This window comes from Citrobacter sp. wls711, from assembly GCF_005281055.1.
Taxonomy (GTDB): Bacteria; Pseudomonadota; Gammaproteobacteria; order Enterobacterales; family Enterobacteriaceae; genus Citrobacter; species Citrobacter gillenii.
Window position 1 is genome coordinate 171225 of the sequence record NZ_SZXC01000026.1, and the last position, 16926, is coordinate 188150.

Here is a 16926-nt window from a genome sequence, read left to right on the forward strand (position 1 = left end):
CATAAAAAAACCCGCCGCGGCGGGTTTTTTCGTTTTAGCGTATCGCTTACATCAGCGGTGTCGCTAACTGCACGATGCTGATCAGCGGTTGCGGGTAGATACCCAGCACCAGCACCAACAGCGCAGAGATCAGCACCACGATACCGCCCGCGCTGTACTGCCAGTTAGACGGTGCATCACGGTTCATCTGCTGCGGTGCGCTCAGGTACAGGCTCACGGCAACGCGCAGGTAGTAGTACAAACCAATCGCGGAACCGACAACCACGGCGGCAACCAGCCACCACAGGTTAGCCTGCACACCGACGGCCAGTACGTAGAACTTACCGATAAAGCCCAGCGTCATCGGGATACCCGCCAGAGACAGCATCATCACCGTCATCACAGCCGCGAGGATCGGACGATGCCAGAACAGACCGCGGTAGGAGAACAGTGAATCCGCATCCGGACCACGATACGGGCTGGACATCAGGCTGACCACACCGAACGCGCCGAGGCTGCTGAACAGATAACCGGCCAGGTACACGCCTACTGCTTCCATCGACATCTCGCCACTTTGCAGGGCAATCAGCGCCACCAGCAGGTAGCCGAGGTGAGAGATAGACGAATAACCAAGCAGACGCTTGATGTTGGTCTGGCTCAGCGCCATCAGGTTACCGAAGATGATAGAGGCAAAGGCAATCACGCCCAGCACAATACGTACCGCTTCGCTGTCGCCAACCGGCGCGTACAGGAACAGACGCATCACCACGCCGAAGATAGCGATTTTGCTCGCCGTCGCCAGGAAGGTGGACACCGGAGCCGGTGCACCCTGGTAGACGTCTGGCGTCCACAGGTGGAACGGCACCAGAGAGAGCTTAAAGCCCAGACCGACGATCATCATCCCGAAGCCTGCCAGCAGCAGCGGTTCGTTCAGCATACCGTCGCCGAGGCTCTTACCGAGTGCCACGAACGACAGGTTGCCGGACTGCGCGTACACCAGCGCCATACCGAACAGCAGGAATGAAGACGCTGCGGCAGACAGAATGGTGTATTTGATACTGGCTTCCAGCGAGCGTTTCTGACGAAACGCATAGCCCACCAGACCAAACAGCGGCAGAGAGATCAGTTCGATACCGAGGAACAACGCCGCCAGATGGTTAGCGTTAGCCAGCAGAATCCCGCCCAGCGCGGCAATCAGCACCAGCAGGTAGAACTCTTCCCGGTTGTCGTCATAGCCTTCCAGCCATGGGTAGGCAAAGGTACAAGTAGCAAGGCTCGCCAGCAGGACCATCCCGGTGTAGAGCATCGCGAAACCGTCAACCCGCATCAGCGGGGTGACGTCCATGGCGCCTGCCTGGCCAACAAACCAGAGCGAAACCAGCGCGGCGTTAAGCCCAATGACCGACAGCGTGGCATTGAGGAAGTGATTGCGTCGCCACGCAATGGAGAGCATCACAACCACCACCGTCAAGCCGACGATCAGCAGCGGTAGCAGCGCAATCAGGTGTTGTGGAGTTATTGTCATGGCGATTTACGGCCTTGTAGTAGTAACGGAATTAACAAACCACTGCTGGATGTTGCTCATCGCAGAATGCGAGGTATCCAGAATCGGCTGCGGATAGAAGCCAAGCAGTACCAGAAGCACGACCAGCAACAGGATGATAAACAGCTCACGCAGCGACATCCCTGGCAGTTCAACACTGGCAATCTGGCTTTTCGCTTTACCAAAGTAAGCGCGATGCAGCATCGCCAGCGAGTAAACAGAAGCAAACACCAGACCGAAGGTCGAGATCACGGTAATGACCGGAACCACCTGGTAGCTGCCGAACAGAATCATAAATTCGCCAACGAAGTTACCGGTTCCCGGCATACCCAGCGTACAGACCGCGAAGAACATCGACAGCGCAGGCAACCATTTCATTTTGCCCCACAGGCCGCCCATCATACGCATATCACGCGTGTGCAGACGTTCGTACAGCTGACCACACAGAATGAACAGGCCGGCCGCAGACAGACCGTGCGCAATCATCTGGATAACCGCACCCTGGTACGCCAGCTGGCTACCGGTGTAGATAGCAATCAACACGAAGCCCATGTGCGAGACGGAGGTGTAGGCAATCAGACGCTTGATATCGTACTGATTAAAGGCCATCCACGCGCCGTAGAAAATACCGATAACACCCAGCCACATAGCGATAGGTGCGAACTCCGCAGACGCGTTCGGGAACAGCGGCAGGGAGAAGCGCAGCAGACCGTAGGCCGCGGTTTTCAGCAAAATCCCCGCCAGGTCAACGGAACCTGCGGTCGGTGCCTGGGAGTGCGCATCCGGCAACCAGCCGTGCAGCGGAACCACCGGCATTTTCACCGCAAAGGCGATGAAGAAGCCCAGCATCAGCAGATATTCCACGCCGTGGGACATCGGTGTGTTCAGCAGTTCTTCATAGTTGAAGGTCCAGACACCGGTGGCTTTATAGTGCACAAATACCAGCGCAAGGATGGCAATCAACATCACCAGACCACTCGCCTGGGTATAAATGAAGAACTTGGTGGCCGCCGTGATACGCGTTTTACCGTCGGACGCTTTATGCCCCCACAGCGCGATCAGGAAGTACATCGGCACCAGCATCATTTCCCAGAAGAAGAAGAACAGGAACATGTCGATGGCCAGGAACACGCCGATCACGCCGCCGAGGATCCACATCAGGTTCAGGTGGAAGAAGCCCTGGTACTTTTCAATTTCATTCCAGGAACACAGTACCGCCAGAACACCGAGCAGACCGGTCAGCACCACCATCAGCAGCGACAGACCGTCGATAGCTAAATGAATAGAGATGCCAAAGCGCGGGATCCACGGCATGACGAACTCAGACTGCCACTGCGGAATACCAGCGGATTGCGTCAGTGCATAACCGCCCTGCAACCACAATTGTAGGCCAAGCGCCAGCGTCAGTCCCATGGTAATCAGCGCGATCCAGCGCGGTACCTTCACGCCAAAGCGTTCGGTCTGCCAGCACAGGAAACCACCGATAAAGGGGATTAATATCAACCAAGGTAATAACATAGCTAAGTATGTCCCTTATATTTATTCCTGCTCAGGCTATCTCACTCGTCAGCCCAAATCCCGGCAGTGCTCGCAATCCTCACGTACTTCAGTACGCTCCGGTTGCTCTGCGCTGGCGGTATTCGGTCTGACTTCGCCGATGACGCCTGTACTTCAGGAACAGATTTTCAACGAATTCTAAAAATTATTTTTGGGTTTGTAGGCCGGATAAGCGCAGCGCCATCCGGCAGTCGTTCATCCGGCCAACAAACTCAACGCAGTACCATCAGCAGTGCCAGCACGACAACCGCACCGATGCTCATTGACGCGACATACCAGCGCAGATACCCGTTCTCACTGAGCAGCAGACCTTTGCCTGCAAAGCGGGAGAGGATCGCCGGAATGTTCATCATTGCGTTCATCGGGTCGCGTTTCAGCAGCCAGGCAACGCCAAGGAACGGCTTGACGAACACTTTGTCGTACAGCCAGTCAAAGCCCCAGGCGTTATACCACCAGGTGCCCAGCAGACGGCCCGGCGCACTGTTGGCAATCGAGGTCACAAGCGTACGTTTACCCAGCCACAGCCATGCTGCAATCAGGATCCCCGCAATCGCGACGATGCCAGAGGTAATTTCCAGCGTCATCACGCTACCATGCGGCAGCTCGGTGGTTGCCGGAAGCACGCCATGCAACGGAGGCACAATCAGCGCGCCAACGAAGGTGGACAGGATCATCAGCACAATCAGCGGCAGATGGTGGGTAATCCCCTTCCCTGCGTGCGCATGAATTTGTTCTTTACCGTGGAACACGATGAAAATCATACGGAAGGTGTACAGAGAGGTCATAAACGCACCGACCAGACCTGCCACCATCAGATTGATATGACCGTTCGCCATCGCACCGGCCAGAATCTCATCCTTACTGAAGAAGCCTGCGGTAATCAGCGGCAGAGCCGACAACGCCGCGCCGCCAACCAGGAAGCTGAGATAAACCAGTGGGATTGACTTACGCAAGCCACCCATTTTGAAGATGTTCTGTTCGTGGTGGCAGGCCAGGATCACCGAACCCGATGCCAGGAACAACAGCGCTTTAAAGAAGGCGTGCGTCATCAGGTGGAAAATCGCCGCATCCCAGGCCTGAACGCCAAGCGCCAGGAACATGTAGCCAATCTGGCTCATGGTGGAATACGCGAGAACGCGTTTGATGTCGGTTTGTACCAGTGCGGCGAAGCCTGCCAGAACCAGCGTGATCGCCCCGATAATCCCCACCAGGTGCAGGATTTCCGGCGTCAGCAGGAACAGGCCGTGGGTACGCGCAATCAGGTAGACACCAGCAGTAACCATCGTTGCGGCGTGGATCAGCGCGGAGACAGGCGTCGGGCCAGCCATCGCATCAGCAAGCCACGTCTGCAACGGCAACTGCGCCGATTTACCGACCGCACCGCCCAGCAGCATCAGGGTTGCCCACATCAGCATGTCATTGCCCGCGGCAAAGTGCGCCGGTGCCAGTTCAACCATTTCGCGGAAGTTCAGCGTGCCCAGCTCGTTGTAGAGAATGAACAGCGCGAACGCCAGAAATACGTCGCCGACACGGGTTACCACGAAGGCTTTCATTGCCGCTGCGCCATTCTTCGGATCGGTATAGTAGAACCCGATCAGCAGGTAGGAGCACAGGCCCACGCCTTCCCAGCCGAGGTACATCAGCAGCAGGTTATCCGCCAGCACCAGAATCACCATGCTGGCGATAAACAGGTTGGTATAGGCGAAGAAACGGGAGTACCCCTCTTCCCCGCGCATGTACCAGGAAGCGAACATGTGGATCAGGAAACCAACGCCGGTTACTACCGAGAGCATGGTCAGCGACAGGCCGTCCAGCACCAGATTAAAACCGATGTTAAAGTCGCCAACAGACATCCACGTCCACAGCGGAACGCTAAATGCCTGTTTACCGTTAGCGAAGAAATCGACGCCAATAAATGCAGTGACCAGCGCCGCCAGGCCAATCGACCCGACGCCCACGGTAGCGGACAGATTTTCTGACCAACGACCACGAGAGAATGCCAGTAATACAAAGCCAAGAAATGGCAGAATAATGGTTAAGGCAAGCATGTTCATCCACGCATCTCACTTACTGAATCGATGTTCAGGTTCTGGCGGCGGCGATGAAGTTGCAGCAACAGCGCAAGTCCAATGCTCGCTTCCGCAGCCGCAAGGCTGATGGCGAGAATGTACATCACCTGACCATCGGTCTGGCCCCAGTAGCTTCCGGCGACCACAAAGGCCAGCGCAGAGGCGTTAATCATGATTTCCAGCCCAATCAGCATAAACAGCAGATTGCGGCGGATAACCAGACCGGTTAAGCCCAGTACGAATAAGACAGCCGCGAGGATCAGTCCATGTTGTAAGGGGATCATGCGTGCTCCTCCGTTTTTCTTTTCGCGCGGTCATCCGTGCGGTTGCTCAGCACTTCGCCAGAACGCTCTTCGCGACCGACGTGGAAGGCCACAACCAGACCCGCCAGCAGCAGCATTGACGCCAGCTCAACCGCCAGGACATAAGGTCCGAACAGCGAGATGCCGACCGCTTTCGCGCTAATTGGCGTCCCGTCGATGCCCTGATCGTTAACGCCAAGAATCGCGTAGACAATTACCGCCAGCATGATGGCCGACAGAATCGCCGGACCAATCCACACCTGCGGTCTCAGCCACTGACGTTCCTGTTCGATTTCAGCACCGCCCAGGTTGAGCATCATGACCACGAACACGAACAGCACCATGATGGCGCCCGCGTACACGATAATTTCCAGCGCACCGGCGAAGTAAGCGCCCAGCGAGAAAAACACCCCAGAAATCGCCAGCAGCGAAATAATCAGGTACAGCAGTGCGTGTACCGGATTGGTGTGGGTGATGACCCGCAAGGTTGCGAGAATGGCTATCAGGCCACAGATATAAAAAGCGAACTCCATTGCCCCTCTCCTTACGGTAACAGGCTCTTGACGTCGATAGGCTTGGCTTCGTTCTCTGCTTCGCCCTTATCTTTGCCGTCGATTGCCATACCTGCCATCCGGTAGAAGTTATATTCCGGATATTTACCCGGACCGGAGATCAGCAGATCCTCTTTCTCGTAAACCAGATCCTGGCGCTTATACTCACCCAGTTCGAAATCTGGAGTAAGCTGAATAGCCGTTGTCGGACAGGCTTCTTCGCACATACCGCAGAAAATGCAGCGTGAGAAGTTGATGCGGAAAAACTCCGGATACCAGCGACCATCTTTAGTCTCTGCTTTTTGCAGAGAGATACAGCCGACCGGACAGGCTACCGCACACAGGTTACAGGCAACGCAGCGCTCTTCGCCGTCCGGGTCGCGTGTCAGTACGATACGACCACGAAAACGGGGCGGTAGATAGACCGGCTCTTCCGGGTACATCTGCGTTTCGCGTTTGGCGAACGCATGCAGGCCGATCATCCAGATACTACGAAGCTGGGTGCCTGCGCCTACAAGTAATTCTTTTAAGGTCATGGTCTTTGTGTCCCTTATTGCGCCTGCCACAGAATGACAGCCGCCGTTACCAGCAAATTGACGAGCGTCAGCGGCAGACAAACTTTCCAGCCGAAGGACATTACCTGGTCATAACGAGGACGCGGTAACGACGCACGAATCAAAATGAACATCATCATAAAGAACGCGGTTTTCAGCGCGAACCAGACGAATGGCGGTAAGAACGGGCCATGCCAGCCACCGAAGAACAGGGTAACCATCAGCGCAGAAATGGTGACGATACCGATGTACTCCCCCACGAAGAACAGGCCGAATTTCATCCCGGAATATTCAATGTGGTAACCATCGGCCAGTTCCTGCTCGGCTTCCGGCTGGTCAAACGGGTGACGGTGACAGACCGCGACGCCCGCGATAGCAAAGGTGACAAAACCAAAGAATTGCGGAATAACGTTCCAGATATCAGCCTGGTTATTGACGATGTCGGTCATGTTAAATGAACCGGCCTGCGCCACCACGCCCATCAGGGAAAGTCCGAGGAACACTTCATAGCTCAGGGTCTGCGCAGACGCACGCATCGCGCCGAGCAGCGAGTATTTGTTGTTGCTCGACCAACCGGCAAACAGCACCGCGTACACCGCCAGACCAGCCATCATCAGGAAGAACAAGATCCCGATGTTAAGGTCAGCGACCACCCAGTTCGGGCTGACCGGTACAATGGCGAAGGCCAGCAGCAGCGAGGTGAAAGCGATCATCGGTGCCAGCGTAAAGATGACGCGATCCGAGAATTTCGGGATCCAGTCTTCTTTAAAGAACATCTTGATCATGTCCGCGACCAGCTGGAGCGAACCGCCCCAGCCTACACGGTTCGGTCCATAACGGTTCTGGAACAGACCCAGCAGACGACGTTCGCCAAAGCTCATGAATGCCCCGCAGGTGACCACCACCAGCAGGATCACCACCGCTTTGAGAATGCTCAGCAGGATCTCAATCAGATCGGGTGTAATCCAACTCATTGTTGTGCCTCCTGCAGATCCTCAAGACGCGCACCTGCCAGAACCGGCGCGATACCCGGCATACCCATCGGCAAACCAACCTGCCCCGCCGTCAACCCTTCTGCGATTTCAACCGGTAATGTGACCGTGTTGCCATCGTAGCTAAAGGAAACGTGCGTACCCGCATTGACGCCCAACTTCTCGGCATCAGCCGGGTTGAGTTTAATGTACGGCTGCGGCATGCGGGTCTGGATAACCGGCGCGCGCTGGGACATTTCGTCGCTACCAAACAGATGATAGTACGGCGCGATACGCCACTGACCATCCTGCGCCTGGAAGCTCGCCGGAACGGTAGTGAAGTAGTCCAGACCGCTTTCGGAGGCTTCAATCAGACGCACGCCCGGATCGCCATGGCGCAGTTTGCCGCCCACTTCATCCTGGAACTTGTTCCACGCTTGTGGTGAGTTCCAGCCTGGTGCCCAGGCAAACGGAATTTGTGAACGCGGCGCAGACGGCTGGTTGTTCCCTTCCATCGAGAAGGCAAACATAGTGTCTTTGTCCTGCGGTTGACGCGGTTCATGCACGCTAATGTTGGCACGCATGGCGGTACGACCACTGTAACGATGCGGCTCACGTGCCAGTTTCTGCCCACGAATACGGAAGCTCGCATCCGGCGCGGCATCTTTAATGCCAGCCAACTGCGGCAACGCGGCTACGGCGGCGTCAATGACGTGATCGAGTTGCGTCCAGTCCACTTCACGGCTCTGCACGGTGCTGTGCAGCGAGTGCAGCCAGCGCCAGCTTTCCAGCATCACAATGTTGCTGTCGTAGTAGCTTGGGTCATATACCTGGAAGAAACGCTGTGCGCGGCCTTCGTTATTGATAACCGTACCGTCGCTTTCGGCAAAACTTGCTGCAGAAAGGACCAGATGGGCATTGTCCATAATCGCGGTACGCTGATGGTCAACGACCAGTACCAGCGGTGCTTTCGCCAGCGCAGCGTTAACGCGAGTGGCAGACGCATGGCGATGCAGGTCATTTTCCAGTACCACCACGGCGTCAGCACGACCTGTTTCCAGTTCGGTCAGCGCATCATCAAGTGAACCGCCGCCAATCATGCCGAGGCCCATGCTGTTAACAGAGCGGGCAATCATGGTGATGCCGACGTCTGCGCCACGACCTTTCAGCGCCTTCGCCACGTTAGCAGCAGCCTGAATCACTTCAGCGCTACCGGCGTTGGTACCGGAGATAATCAGCGGTTTCTTCGCGCCAGCCAGGGCCTGAACGATGACGTCGATTTTGTTCTGCAGGTCACGGTCGATACCGTCAACGGCCGGAGCGGTGTTATCCAGCGCGTGGGCAATGGCGAAACCTAAACGCGCCTGATCTTCAACCGGCGCACGGTAGGTCCATGCCGCGATATCATCCAGACGGGTGTTATCCACGTTGGTCACGAACAGCGGATGCTTGGCACGTTGGCCGATGTTAAGGATCGCGGCAATCTGCCAGTCAGCCACTTTCTGCGCTGCTGCCATTTCGCGTGCTTTACCTTTCACCGCCTGACGTACAGCCAGCGCAACGCGTGCGCCGGTCTGGGTAACATCTTCGCCCAGCACCAGGACCGCATCGTAAGATTCGATCTCGCGCAGTGCCGGGGTATGAATACCGCCGTCACGCAGCACGCTCAACGCCAGTTGCAGACGTTCCAGTTCGCCTTGAGCGATACCGGTATAGAAGTTTTCCGCACCCACCAGTTCACGCAACGCAAAGTTGCTTTCAACGCTGGCGCGCGGGGAGCCGATGCCGATCACTTTCTTCGACTGACGCAGAATGTCAGCCGCGCCCTGCATCGCCTGCTCGGCGTTGAGGGTGATCAGATCGTCGCCACGACGCTGAACCGGCTGACGCGGACGGTCTTTCAGGTTCACGTAACCATAGCCAAAACGACCACGGTCGCAGAGGAAGTAGTGGTTAACGGTACCGTTATAACGGTTTTCGATACGACGCAGTTCACCGTAACGCTCACCCGGGCTGGTGTTACAGCCAATGGAACACTGCTGGCAGATGCTTGGCGCAAACTGCATGTCCCATTTACGGTTATAACGCTCGGAGTGCGTTTTATCGGTGAACACGCCGGTCGGGCAGATTTCTACCAGGTTACCGGAGAATTCGCTTTCCAGCACGCCGTCTTCCGGGCGACCGAAGTAGACGTTGTCATGTGCGCCATAGACGCCCAGATCCGCGCCGTCAGCGTAATCTTTGTAGTAGCGAACGCAGCGATAGCAGGCGATGCAGCGGTTCATTTCGTGAGAGATGAACGGCCCCAGGTCCTGGTTGCGGTGGGTGCGCTTGGTAAAGCGGTAGCGACGGAAGCTATGACCCGTCATCACGGTCATATCCTGAAGGTGGCAGTTACCGCCCTCTTCGCAGACCGGACAGTCATGCGGGTGGTTAGTCATCAACCATTCCACCACGCTTTCACGGAACTGTTTCGCTTCTTCGTCATCGATAGAAATAAAGGTGCCTTCGGTGGCCGGTGTCATACAAGACATCACCAGGCGACCACGCGTATCTTCCGCGTTTTGATATTGCTTCACCGCACACTGGCGGCAAGCACCGACGCTTCCCAGCGCCGGGTGCCAGCAAAAGTACGGAATATCAAGGCCGAGGGACAGACAAGCTTCTAGCAGGTTGTCCGCGCCGTTGACCTCATATTCTTTGCCGTCTACATGAATCGTAGCCATAGTCAGCATGCTTCCAGTTGGCTTAGTCAGTGACCAAGCGTTAATCGAATTTCTTTTCCGCTTTATCCTTCAAGCTGCCTCGGCGTTGGCTTCCTTCGTTCACCCCAGTCACTTACTTTAGTAAGCTCAGGGGTTCTCTCGGTTGCCGCCTTGACGCATCTTGAATGCTTTCGCGTAAAACGTTTACCAGCGCTCTTTCAACAGGTTCGGCTGAATACCACCAATCGCATGGGTATTGCTGAAGGTCTGCTTGATGCCAGCTTCGAATTCTTCGCGGAAATATTTAATGGCGCTTTGTAGCGGTTCGACCGCACCCGGTGCGTGTGCACAGAAGGTTTTACCCGGACCGAGGAAACGACACAGTTGCTCAAGTGTCTCGATATCCCCAGGCTGGCCTTCGCCACGCTCCAGCGCACGCAGAATTTTTACGCTCCACGGCAAACCATCACGGCACGGCGTACACCAGCCGCAGGACTCGCGGGCAAAGAACTCTTCGAGGTTACGCACCAGCGGCACCATGCCAATCTCGTGATCGACCGCCATCGCCAGCGCCGTACCCAGACGGCTACCCGCTTTACCGATGCTTTCGAACTCCATCGGCAGGTCAAGGTGCGCTTCGGTCAGGAAGTCTGTCCCCGCACCGCCCGGCTGCCAGGCTTTGAACTTCAGGCCATCACGCATGCCGCCCGCGTAATCTTCGAGGATTTCACGCGCGGTGGTCCCAAACGGCAGTTCCCACAGTCCCGGATTCTTCACGCGACCGGAGAAGCCCATCAGCTTGGTGCCTGCGTCTTTGCTCTTCGAAATATTCTGGTACCACTCCACGCCGTTGGCGAGGATAGCCGGTACGTTACACAGAGTTTCGACGTTGTTCACGCAGGTCGGCTTACCCCATGCACCAGAGCTTGCCGGGAACGGCGGCTTGGAGCGCGGGTTAGCACGACGACCTTCGAGGGAGTTGATCAGTGCGGTTTCTTCACCGCAGATGTAGCGCCCTGCCCCGGTGTGCACAAACAGTTCGAAGTCGAAACCGGTGCCCATGATATTTTTGCCAAGCAGACCCGCTTCGGTCGCTTCAGCAATGGCGCGACGCAGATTCACCGCCGCTTCAATGTATTCACCGCGCAGGAAGATGTAACCGCGGTACGCTTTCAGCGCAAACGCGGAGATCAGCATGCCTTCCACCAGCAGGTGCGGCAGCTGTTCCATCAACAGACGGTCTTTATAGGTGCCCGGCTCCATTTCATCGGCGTTACACAGCAGGTAACGGATGTTCATGGATTCGTCTTTCGGCATCAGGCTCCACTTCAGACCCGTGGAAAAGCCTGCGCCGCCGCGCCCTTTCAGGCCAGCGTCTTTCACCTGATTAACGATTTCGTCCGGTGACAGCCCGGTCAGGGCCTTACGCGCACCTTCGTAACCGTTTTTGCTACGGTATTCATCCAGCCAAATTGGCTGGTTGTCATCGCGCAGACGCCAGGTCAGCGGATGCGTTTCGGGAGTACGGATAATGTCTTTCATTTATACCGCTCCAGCAGTTCGGGAATGCCTTCCGGAGTCAGGTGAGCATGCGTATCTTCATCGATCATCATGTTCGGCCCCTTGTCGCAGTTCCCCAGGCAACAGGTCGGCAGCAACGTAAAGCGACCGTCAAAGGTCGTCTGCCCCGGCTTGATGTTGAGTTTTTTCTCAAGTGCCGCCTGGATCCCCTGATAGCCGTTGATATGGCACACCACGCTGTCGCAGTAGCGGATCACGTGGCGACCGACCGGCTGGCGGAAGATCTGGCTGTAAAACGTGGCAACACCTTCAACGTCGCTTGCCGGGATACCCAGCACATCAGCGATCGCATAGATCGCCCCATCCGGCACCCAGCCACGCTGTTTCTGAACGATTTTCAGCGCTTCAATGGACGCCGCACGCGGGTCTTCGTAGTGGTGCTTCTCGTGCTCAATCGCTTCACGCTCAGCCGCACTCAGCTCAAAAGCCTCGGTTTGTGGTTGTTGATTCTCGTGCATAATTAGCGGTCCACATCTGACATAACAAAATCGATACTACCCAGATGGACGATAAGGTCGGACACCAGGCTGCCACGTACCGCTACCGGGATCTGCTGCAAATGCGCATAGCTCGGTGTACGGATACGAGTACGGTAACTCATGGTGCTGCCATCGCTGGTCAGGTAGTAACTGTTGATACCCTTGGTCGCTTCCACCATCTGGAAGGATTCCTGCGCCGGCATAACCGGGCCCCACGACACTTGCAGGAAGTGGGTGATCAGGGTTTCGATATGCTGTAGCGTGCGCTCTTTCGGCGGCGGCGTGGTCAGCGGGTGATCCGCTTTGAACGGGCCTTCAGGCATGTTGTTGAGGCACTGCTCAAGGATGCGCAGGCTCTGGCGCAGCTCTTCAACTTTCAGCATCACGCGGGTGTAGCAGTCGGAAACACCACCGCCCACCGGGATTTCGAAGTCGAAGTTTTCATAGCCAGAGTACGGACGTGACTTACGCACGTCGAAATCAATACCGGTTGCACGCAGTGCAGCACCGGTACAACCCCAGTCCAGCGCTTCTTTCTTACCGTAAGCGGCAACACCCTGCGAACGGCCTTTCAGGATGGTGTTGCGCAGTGCAGCTTTCTCGTAGGAATCCAGACGCTTCGGCATCCAGTCGAGGAAATCACGCAGCAGCTTGTCCCAACCGCGCGGCAGGTCGTGTGCAACGCCACCGATACGGAACCAGGCCGGGTGCATACGGAAACCGGTGATCGCTTCTACCACGTCATAGATTTTCTGACGGTCGGTAAAGGCGAAGAACACGGGGGTCATCGCGCCGACGTCCTGAATGAACGTGGAGATATACAGCAGGTGGCTGTTGATACGGAAAAGTTCAGAAAGCATAACGCGGATCACGTTGACGCGATCCGGTACGGTAATGCCCGCCAGCTTTTCTACCGCCAGCACGTACGGCATTTCGTTCACGCAGCCGCCGAGATATTCGATACGGTCGGTGTACGGAATGTAGCTGTGCCAGGACTGACGTTCACCCATCTTTTCGGCGCCACGATGGTGGTAGCCGATGTCAGGCACGCAGTCGACGATCTCTTCGCCGTCAAGCTGAAGAACAATACGGAATGCACCGTGAGAAGACGGGTGGTTCGGACCGAGGTTGAGGAACATAAAGTCCTCGTTTTCGGTACCGCGCTGCATGCCCCAGTCTTCAGGTTTGAAGGTCAGTGATTCCATTTCCAGATCCTGCTTGGCTTTGGTCAGCTCAAACGGATCGAATTCGGTCGCACGCGCCGGGTAATCTTTACGCAGCGGATGGCCTTCCCAGGTATGCGGCATCAGCAGACGCGTCAGGTGCGGGTGGCCTTCGATATCAATACCAAACATTTCCCAGGTTTCACGCTCATACCAGTTGGCGTTAGGGAACAGTTTGGTGAACGTCGGCACGCGCAGATCGTTTTCAGACAATGCCACCTTGAGCATGATATCGCGATTGCGTTCAATGGAGATCAGGTGATAGAAAACGGAAAAATCCGCGGCAGGTAACCCTTCGCGGTGCGTACGCAGACGTTCGTCCATGCCGTGTAAGTCAAACAGCATGACGTAAGGTTTCGGCAATCTCTTTAAGAAATCACCCACTTCCAGGAGTTGTTCACGCTTGACCCAAACAACGGGTACCCCGGTGCGAGTCGCCTGAACGGTAAAGGCATCCGGCCCAAAACGGTTGCGCAGTTCGCCAATGACCGGGTCATCGAGATGATCCCGTGTTTGCCAGGCAGCGTCTTGCGCGGTTAAGTCGGTCATATTGTTCACCATTGCAAATGGTTCGTGGTGACTGTTAAGCCTGGCTTCGCGCTATTTGAATAGTGATATGCGAAGGTAATCCCCAGGCCGACAGGCGCAAATTAAATCTCGTCCGGTGTGCGAAGATTCGTTACAGCAATACGTTCGCCGCGCTTACGCTCACGCTCTGACTGCATATTGGCGCGATAAACGCCCTGATCGCCAACCACCCATGAGAGCGGACGGCGTTCTTTGCCAATGGAGTCTTGCAGCAGCATCAACGCCTGCATGTAGGCTTCCGGACGCGGCGGGCATCCCGGGATGTACACATCAACCGGAATAAATTTATCAACGCCCTGCACAACGGAGTAAATATCGTACATACCGCCGGAGTTGGCACATGCGCCCATGGAAATAACCCATTTTGGTTCCAGCATCTGATCGTAGAGGCGCTGAATAACCGGGGCCATTTTGGTAAAGCAGGTGCCGGCCACGACCATCAGGTCGGCCTGACGCGGAGAGGCACGCAGAACTTCTGCGCCAAAACGGGCCACGTCATGCACGGCGGTGAACGAGGTCACCATCTCAACGTAGCAGCAGGAAAGGCCAAAGTTGTATGGCCAAATTGAGTTTTTACGGCCCCAGTTAACCATGTCATGCAGTTTGCCCATGAACACGTTTTTGTTAACTTCTTGTTCCAGGGGGTCGGTTACGATCTCCTGTTTTTGCAGGGGGTAACGGTCGTTCTCACCGTTAGGATCTATGCGGGTGAGCGTATAATCCATCTTAATGCCTCGCGGTTAGCGTTGACGATTAGCGATACTGTTCGTTTCCGGGTTCATACGCTCGCGGCGTGAACGCGCGGGCGTCCAGTCCAGCGCGCCAATACGCACCAGATAAACCAGACCTGCCAGTAACACAAAAATAAAAATTGCAGCTTCCACAAAGCCAATCCAGCCGCTTTCACGGATAGATGTTGACCATGCAAAAAGATACAGCGCTTCAACGTCGAAGATAACGAAGAACATGGCTACCAGGTAAAACTTGGCAGACAGGCGCAAGCGGGCGGTGCCGACCGAGTCGATACCTGATTCAAACGGCACGTTTTTAGATCTCGCGCGCGCGCGACCCCCTAAAAACCAGCCGCCGACGAGCATCAGGCAGCACAGGCCAATGGCAACAATAAGAAAGATAGCGAATGCCCAGTGATGAGCGATGATTTCAGTGGATGTTGACATACTCATTGCTTACTCATCAAAAGTAGCGCCAAATTCTCTGCTCTTTACGGCAGATGAACGCCACATCGATTCATGGGGAGGAATAAAAAAAACCTTACAATCACTGTAGAAAACCATTTATACAGCCAATTGATGGGGTTTTTTACTCCTTTCTATAACCTTTTGTCAACTTTAACAAAAGTTTCCTCACATTATTTTACACCAATTCAGTTTCATTAACATAAAGTGCTATTTAGACTTATTTCAATCCTGTCATTAGCCAATTTTAATGTTGTTGAATCGTGTCCGTAGTGAAGTAAAAAAGATAATACACCTCTATTTTGACAGGAATTCGTGCAGATGCCTCCCCCTAAATGTGAGTATTTTCTTGATCTGTGACACGCTTTTGTTAATCCATCATAAAAAACAGCAACAATTTCTCTCGTTTTTTAACATGAAAATAAAACACCGTCCTTCTGTTTGTTTTTTGTGCGATTTACTGATGAATCTTTTACCTACTGATTTCATTCACTTTTGATTTACAAAAAGATCATAATCCACCTGTTTTGTATAAAAAAAGAGCCACTGAAAGTTTTTTCATCTTTAGTGGCTCTTTTTTGCACTTACATTTTAAAACGATTATTTGTGATGTCTTACTCAAAGTCGCCTTCAACGATCAGCGAATCATCTCCCCCTTCAGGGGTAACTTGACTGTATTGCCACGGGTTTTGGTAACTCTGCATCGACTTAAAGATAACCTGAGCTAACTCGTTTTGCGTGCTGGTATCGCAGCACAGCAGGTACTCGGTTTCTGGCAACGGTGGCAAACCATCCACCGCACCTAACACGCGCAAGTCCGGACTCATCATTTCTACCGGACGGGCCGTGACGCCCAATCCTGCTTTTACTGCAGCGCGAACCGCAGGCAATGTTGACGCCACATAGGCCAAACGCCACGGGATCTGCGCAGCATTTAGCGTAGACAGCACGATATCGCGAAACGGGCTGGGATCGTCCAGCAGGACCAGCGGCACCGGTTCCCCTTTTTGCAGGATGTATTCAGCCGCACAATACCAGTGCGTCGGAGAGGTACGCAGATTCAGACACTCGAAATCCCCAGGGCGGTTGGTGGTCACCACCAAATCCACTTCCTGTGACTTCAGCATATCCACCATAAAGGCGTTACGCTTGACCCTCACATCCAGCGCAAGCTTCGGATAAACCGAACTGATGCGGTTGAGCAAAAACGGCAGTATCGTATCGGCGGATTCATCAGAGGCGCCAATAGTTAACACGCCCTGAAGATTATTGAACATTAATGATGAGCAAGCCTCATCATTGAAGCGCAGAATTTTTCTGGCGTAACCCAACAGCTGGATACCGTGTTCCGTCAGCAGTTTGTTACGTCCATGGCGCGCGAACAACTCTTTCCCGACAAGTTGCTCGAGGCGTTGCATTTGCTGGCTCACCGCAGACTGAGTGCGACATACCGCAGCAGCCGCAGCCGCGAAAGTATTCAGATCGGCAACAGCAACAAACGTTCTCAGCAGATCGAGATCGAGGTTAATTATCGGACGATTTGCATTTATCATAAATTTTCACTTACTCGCGGGTCATTCCGGGTTAATGCTGTGCATTCAGAAACAAAAATTCCATTTGTAATGTGC

Annotated in this window: 14 protein-coding genes; all 14 read right to left on the reverse strand. The window is 54.8% G+C overall.

Going from position 1 to position 16926, the window contains the following annotated elements:
- Nucleotides 1-46: 46 nt before the first annotated feature.
- Complete coding sequence (gene nuoN, locus FDW98_RS12240) at nucleotides 47-1504, reverse strand: NADH-quinone oxidoreductase subunit NuoN (protein WP_096756378.1); 1458 nt, start codon at nucleotides 1502-1504, stop codon at nucleotides 47-49.
- A 6-nt stretch (nucleotides 1505-1510) separates the two neighbouring features.
- Nucleotides 1511-3040 carry an NADH-quinone oxidoreductase subunit M gene (gene nuoM / locus FDW98_RS12245; RefSeq protein ID WP_096756377.1) on the reverse strand — a complete coding sequence of 510 codons (1530 nt, stop codon included), beginning with the start codon at nucleotides 3038-3040 and terminating at the stop codon, nucleotides 1511-1513.
- Nucleotides 3041-3291: 251 nt separating this feature from the next.
- Nucleotides 3292-5133, reverse strand: coding sequence for an NADH-quinone oxidoreductase subunit L (gene nuoL / locus FDW98_RS12250; RefSeq protein ID WP_096756376.1), 1842 nt, complete (start codon nucleotides 5131-5133; stop codon nucleotides 3292-3294).
- Nucleotides 5130-5432, reverse strand: a complete 303-nt coding sequence (gene nuoK, locus FDW98_RS12255) for an NADH-quinone oxidoreductase subunit NuoK (RefSeq protein WP_006683663.1) — start codon at nucleotides 5430-5432, stop codon at nucleotides 5130-5132. Before nuoK ends, nuoL begins: the two co-directional genes overlap by 4 nt.
- On the reverse strand, nucleotides 5429-5983 hold the full coding sequence (gene nuoJ / locus FDW98_RS12260; RefSeq protein WP_096756375.1) for an NADH-quinone oxidoreductase subunit J: 555 nt from the start codon (nucleotides 5981-5983) through the stop codon (nucleotides 5429-5431). Before nuoJ ends, nuoK begins: the two co-directional genes overlap by 4 nt.
- An 11-nt stretch (nucleotides 5984-5994) precedes the next feature.
- Entirely contained in the window at nucleotides 5995-6537 is a 543-nt protein-coding gene (gene nuoI / locus FDW98_RS12265) for an NADH-quinone oxidoreductase subunit NuoI (RefSeq protein WP_096756374.1), read from the reverse strand.
- Nucleotides 6538-6551: 14 nt separating this feature from the next.
- Nucleotides 6552-7529, reverse strand: a complete 978-nt coding sequence (gene nuoH, locus FDW98_RS12270; protein WP_003028063.1) for an NADH-quinone oxidoreductase subunit NuoH — start codon at nucleotides 7527-7529, stop codon at nucleotides 6552-6554.
- Entirely contained in the window at nucleotides 7526-10252 is a 2727-nt protein-coding gene (gene nuoG, locus FDW98_RS12275; protein WP_096759368.1) for an NADH-quinone oxidoreductase subunit NuoG, read from the reverse strand. The genes nuoH and nuoG overlap by 4 nt, the downstream gene beginning before the upstream one ends.
- A gap of 183 nt (nucleotides 10253-10435) precedes the next feature.
- Nucleotides 10436-11773: an NADH-quinone oxidoreductase subunit NuoF gene (gene nuoF, locus FDW98_RS12280; RefSeq protein ID WP_096756373.1), complete on the reverse strand. Its 1338-nt coding sequence runs from the start codon at nucleotides 11771-11773 to the stop codon at nucleotides 10436-10438.
- Complete coding sequence (gene nuoE, locus FDW98_RS12285; RefSeq protein WP_003028069.1) at nucleotides 11770-12270, reverse strand: NADH-quinone oxidoreductase subunit NuoE; 501 nt, start codon at nucleotides 12268-12270, stop codon at nucleotides 11770-11772. The genes nuoF and nuoE overlap by 4 nt, the downstream gene beginning before the upstream one ends.
- Before the next feature lie 2 nt (nucleotides 12271-12272).
- Nucleotides 12273-14075, reverse strand: coding sequence for an NADH-quinone oxidoreductase subunit C/D (gene nuoC, locus FDW98_RS12290; protein WP_096756372.1), 1803 nt, complete (start codon nucleotides 14073-14075; stop codon nucleotides 12273-12275).
- A gap of 89 nt (nucleotides 14076-14164) precedes the next feature.
- Nucleotides 14165-14827 (reverse strand): NADH-quinone oxidoreductase subunit NuoB, encoded by a 663-nt coding sequence (gene nuoB / locus FDW98_RS12295; protein ID WP_003028075.1) that lies wholly within the window; start codon nucleotides 14825-14827, stop codon nucleotides 14165-14167.
- A 15-nt stretch (nucleotides 14828-14842) separates the two neighbouring features.
- Entirely contained in the window at nucleotides 14843-15286 is a 444-nt protein-coding gene (gene nuoA, locus FDW98_RS12300; protein WP_003028077.1) for an NADH-quinone oxidoreductase subunit NuoA, read from the reverse strand.
- Between the two features lie 626 nt (nucleotides 15287-15912).
- Nucleotides 15913-16851, reverse strand: coding sequence for a transcriptional regulator LrhA (lrhA, locus tag FDW98_RS12305; RefSeq protein ID WP_096756370.1), 939 nt, complete (start codon nucleotides 16849-16851; stop codon nucleotides 15913-15915).
- Nucleotides 16852-16926: the final 75 nt, after the last annotated feature.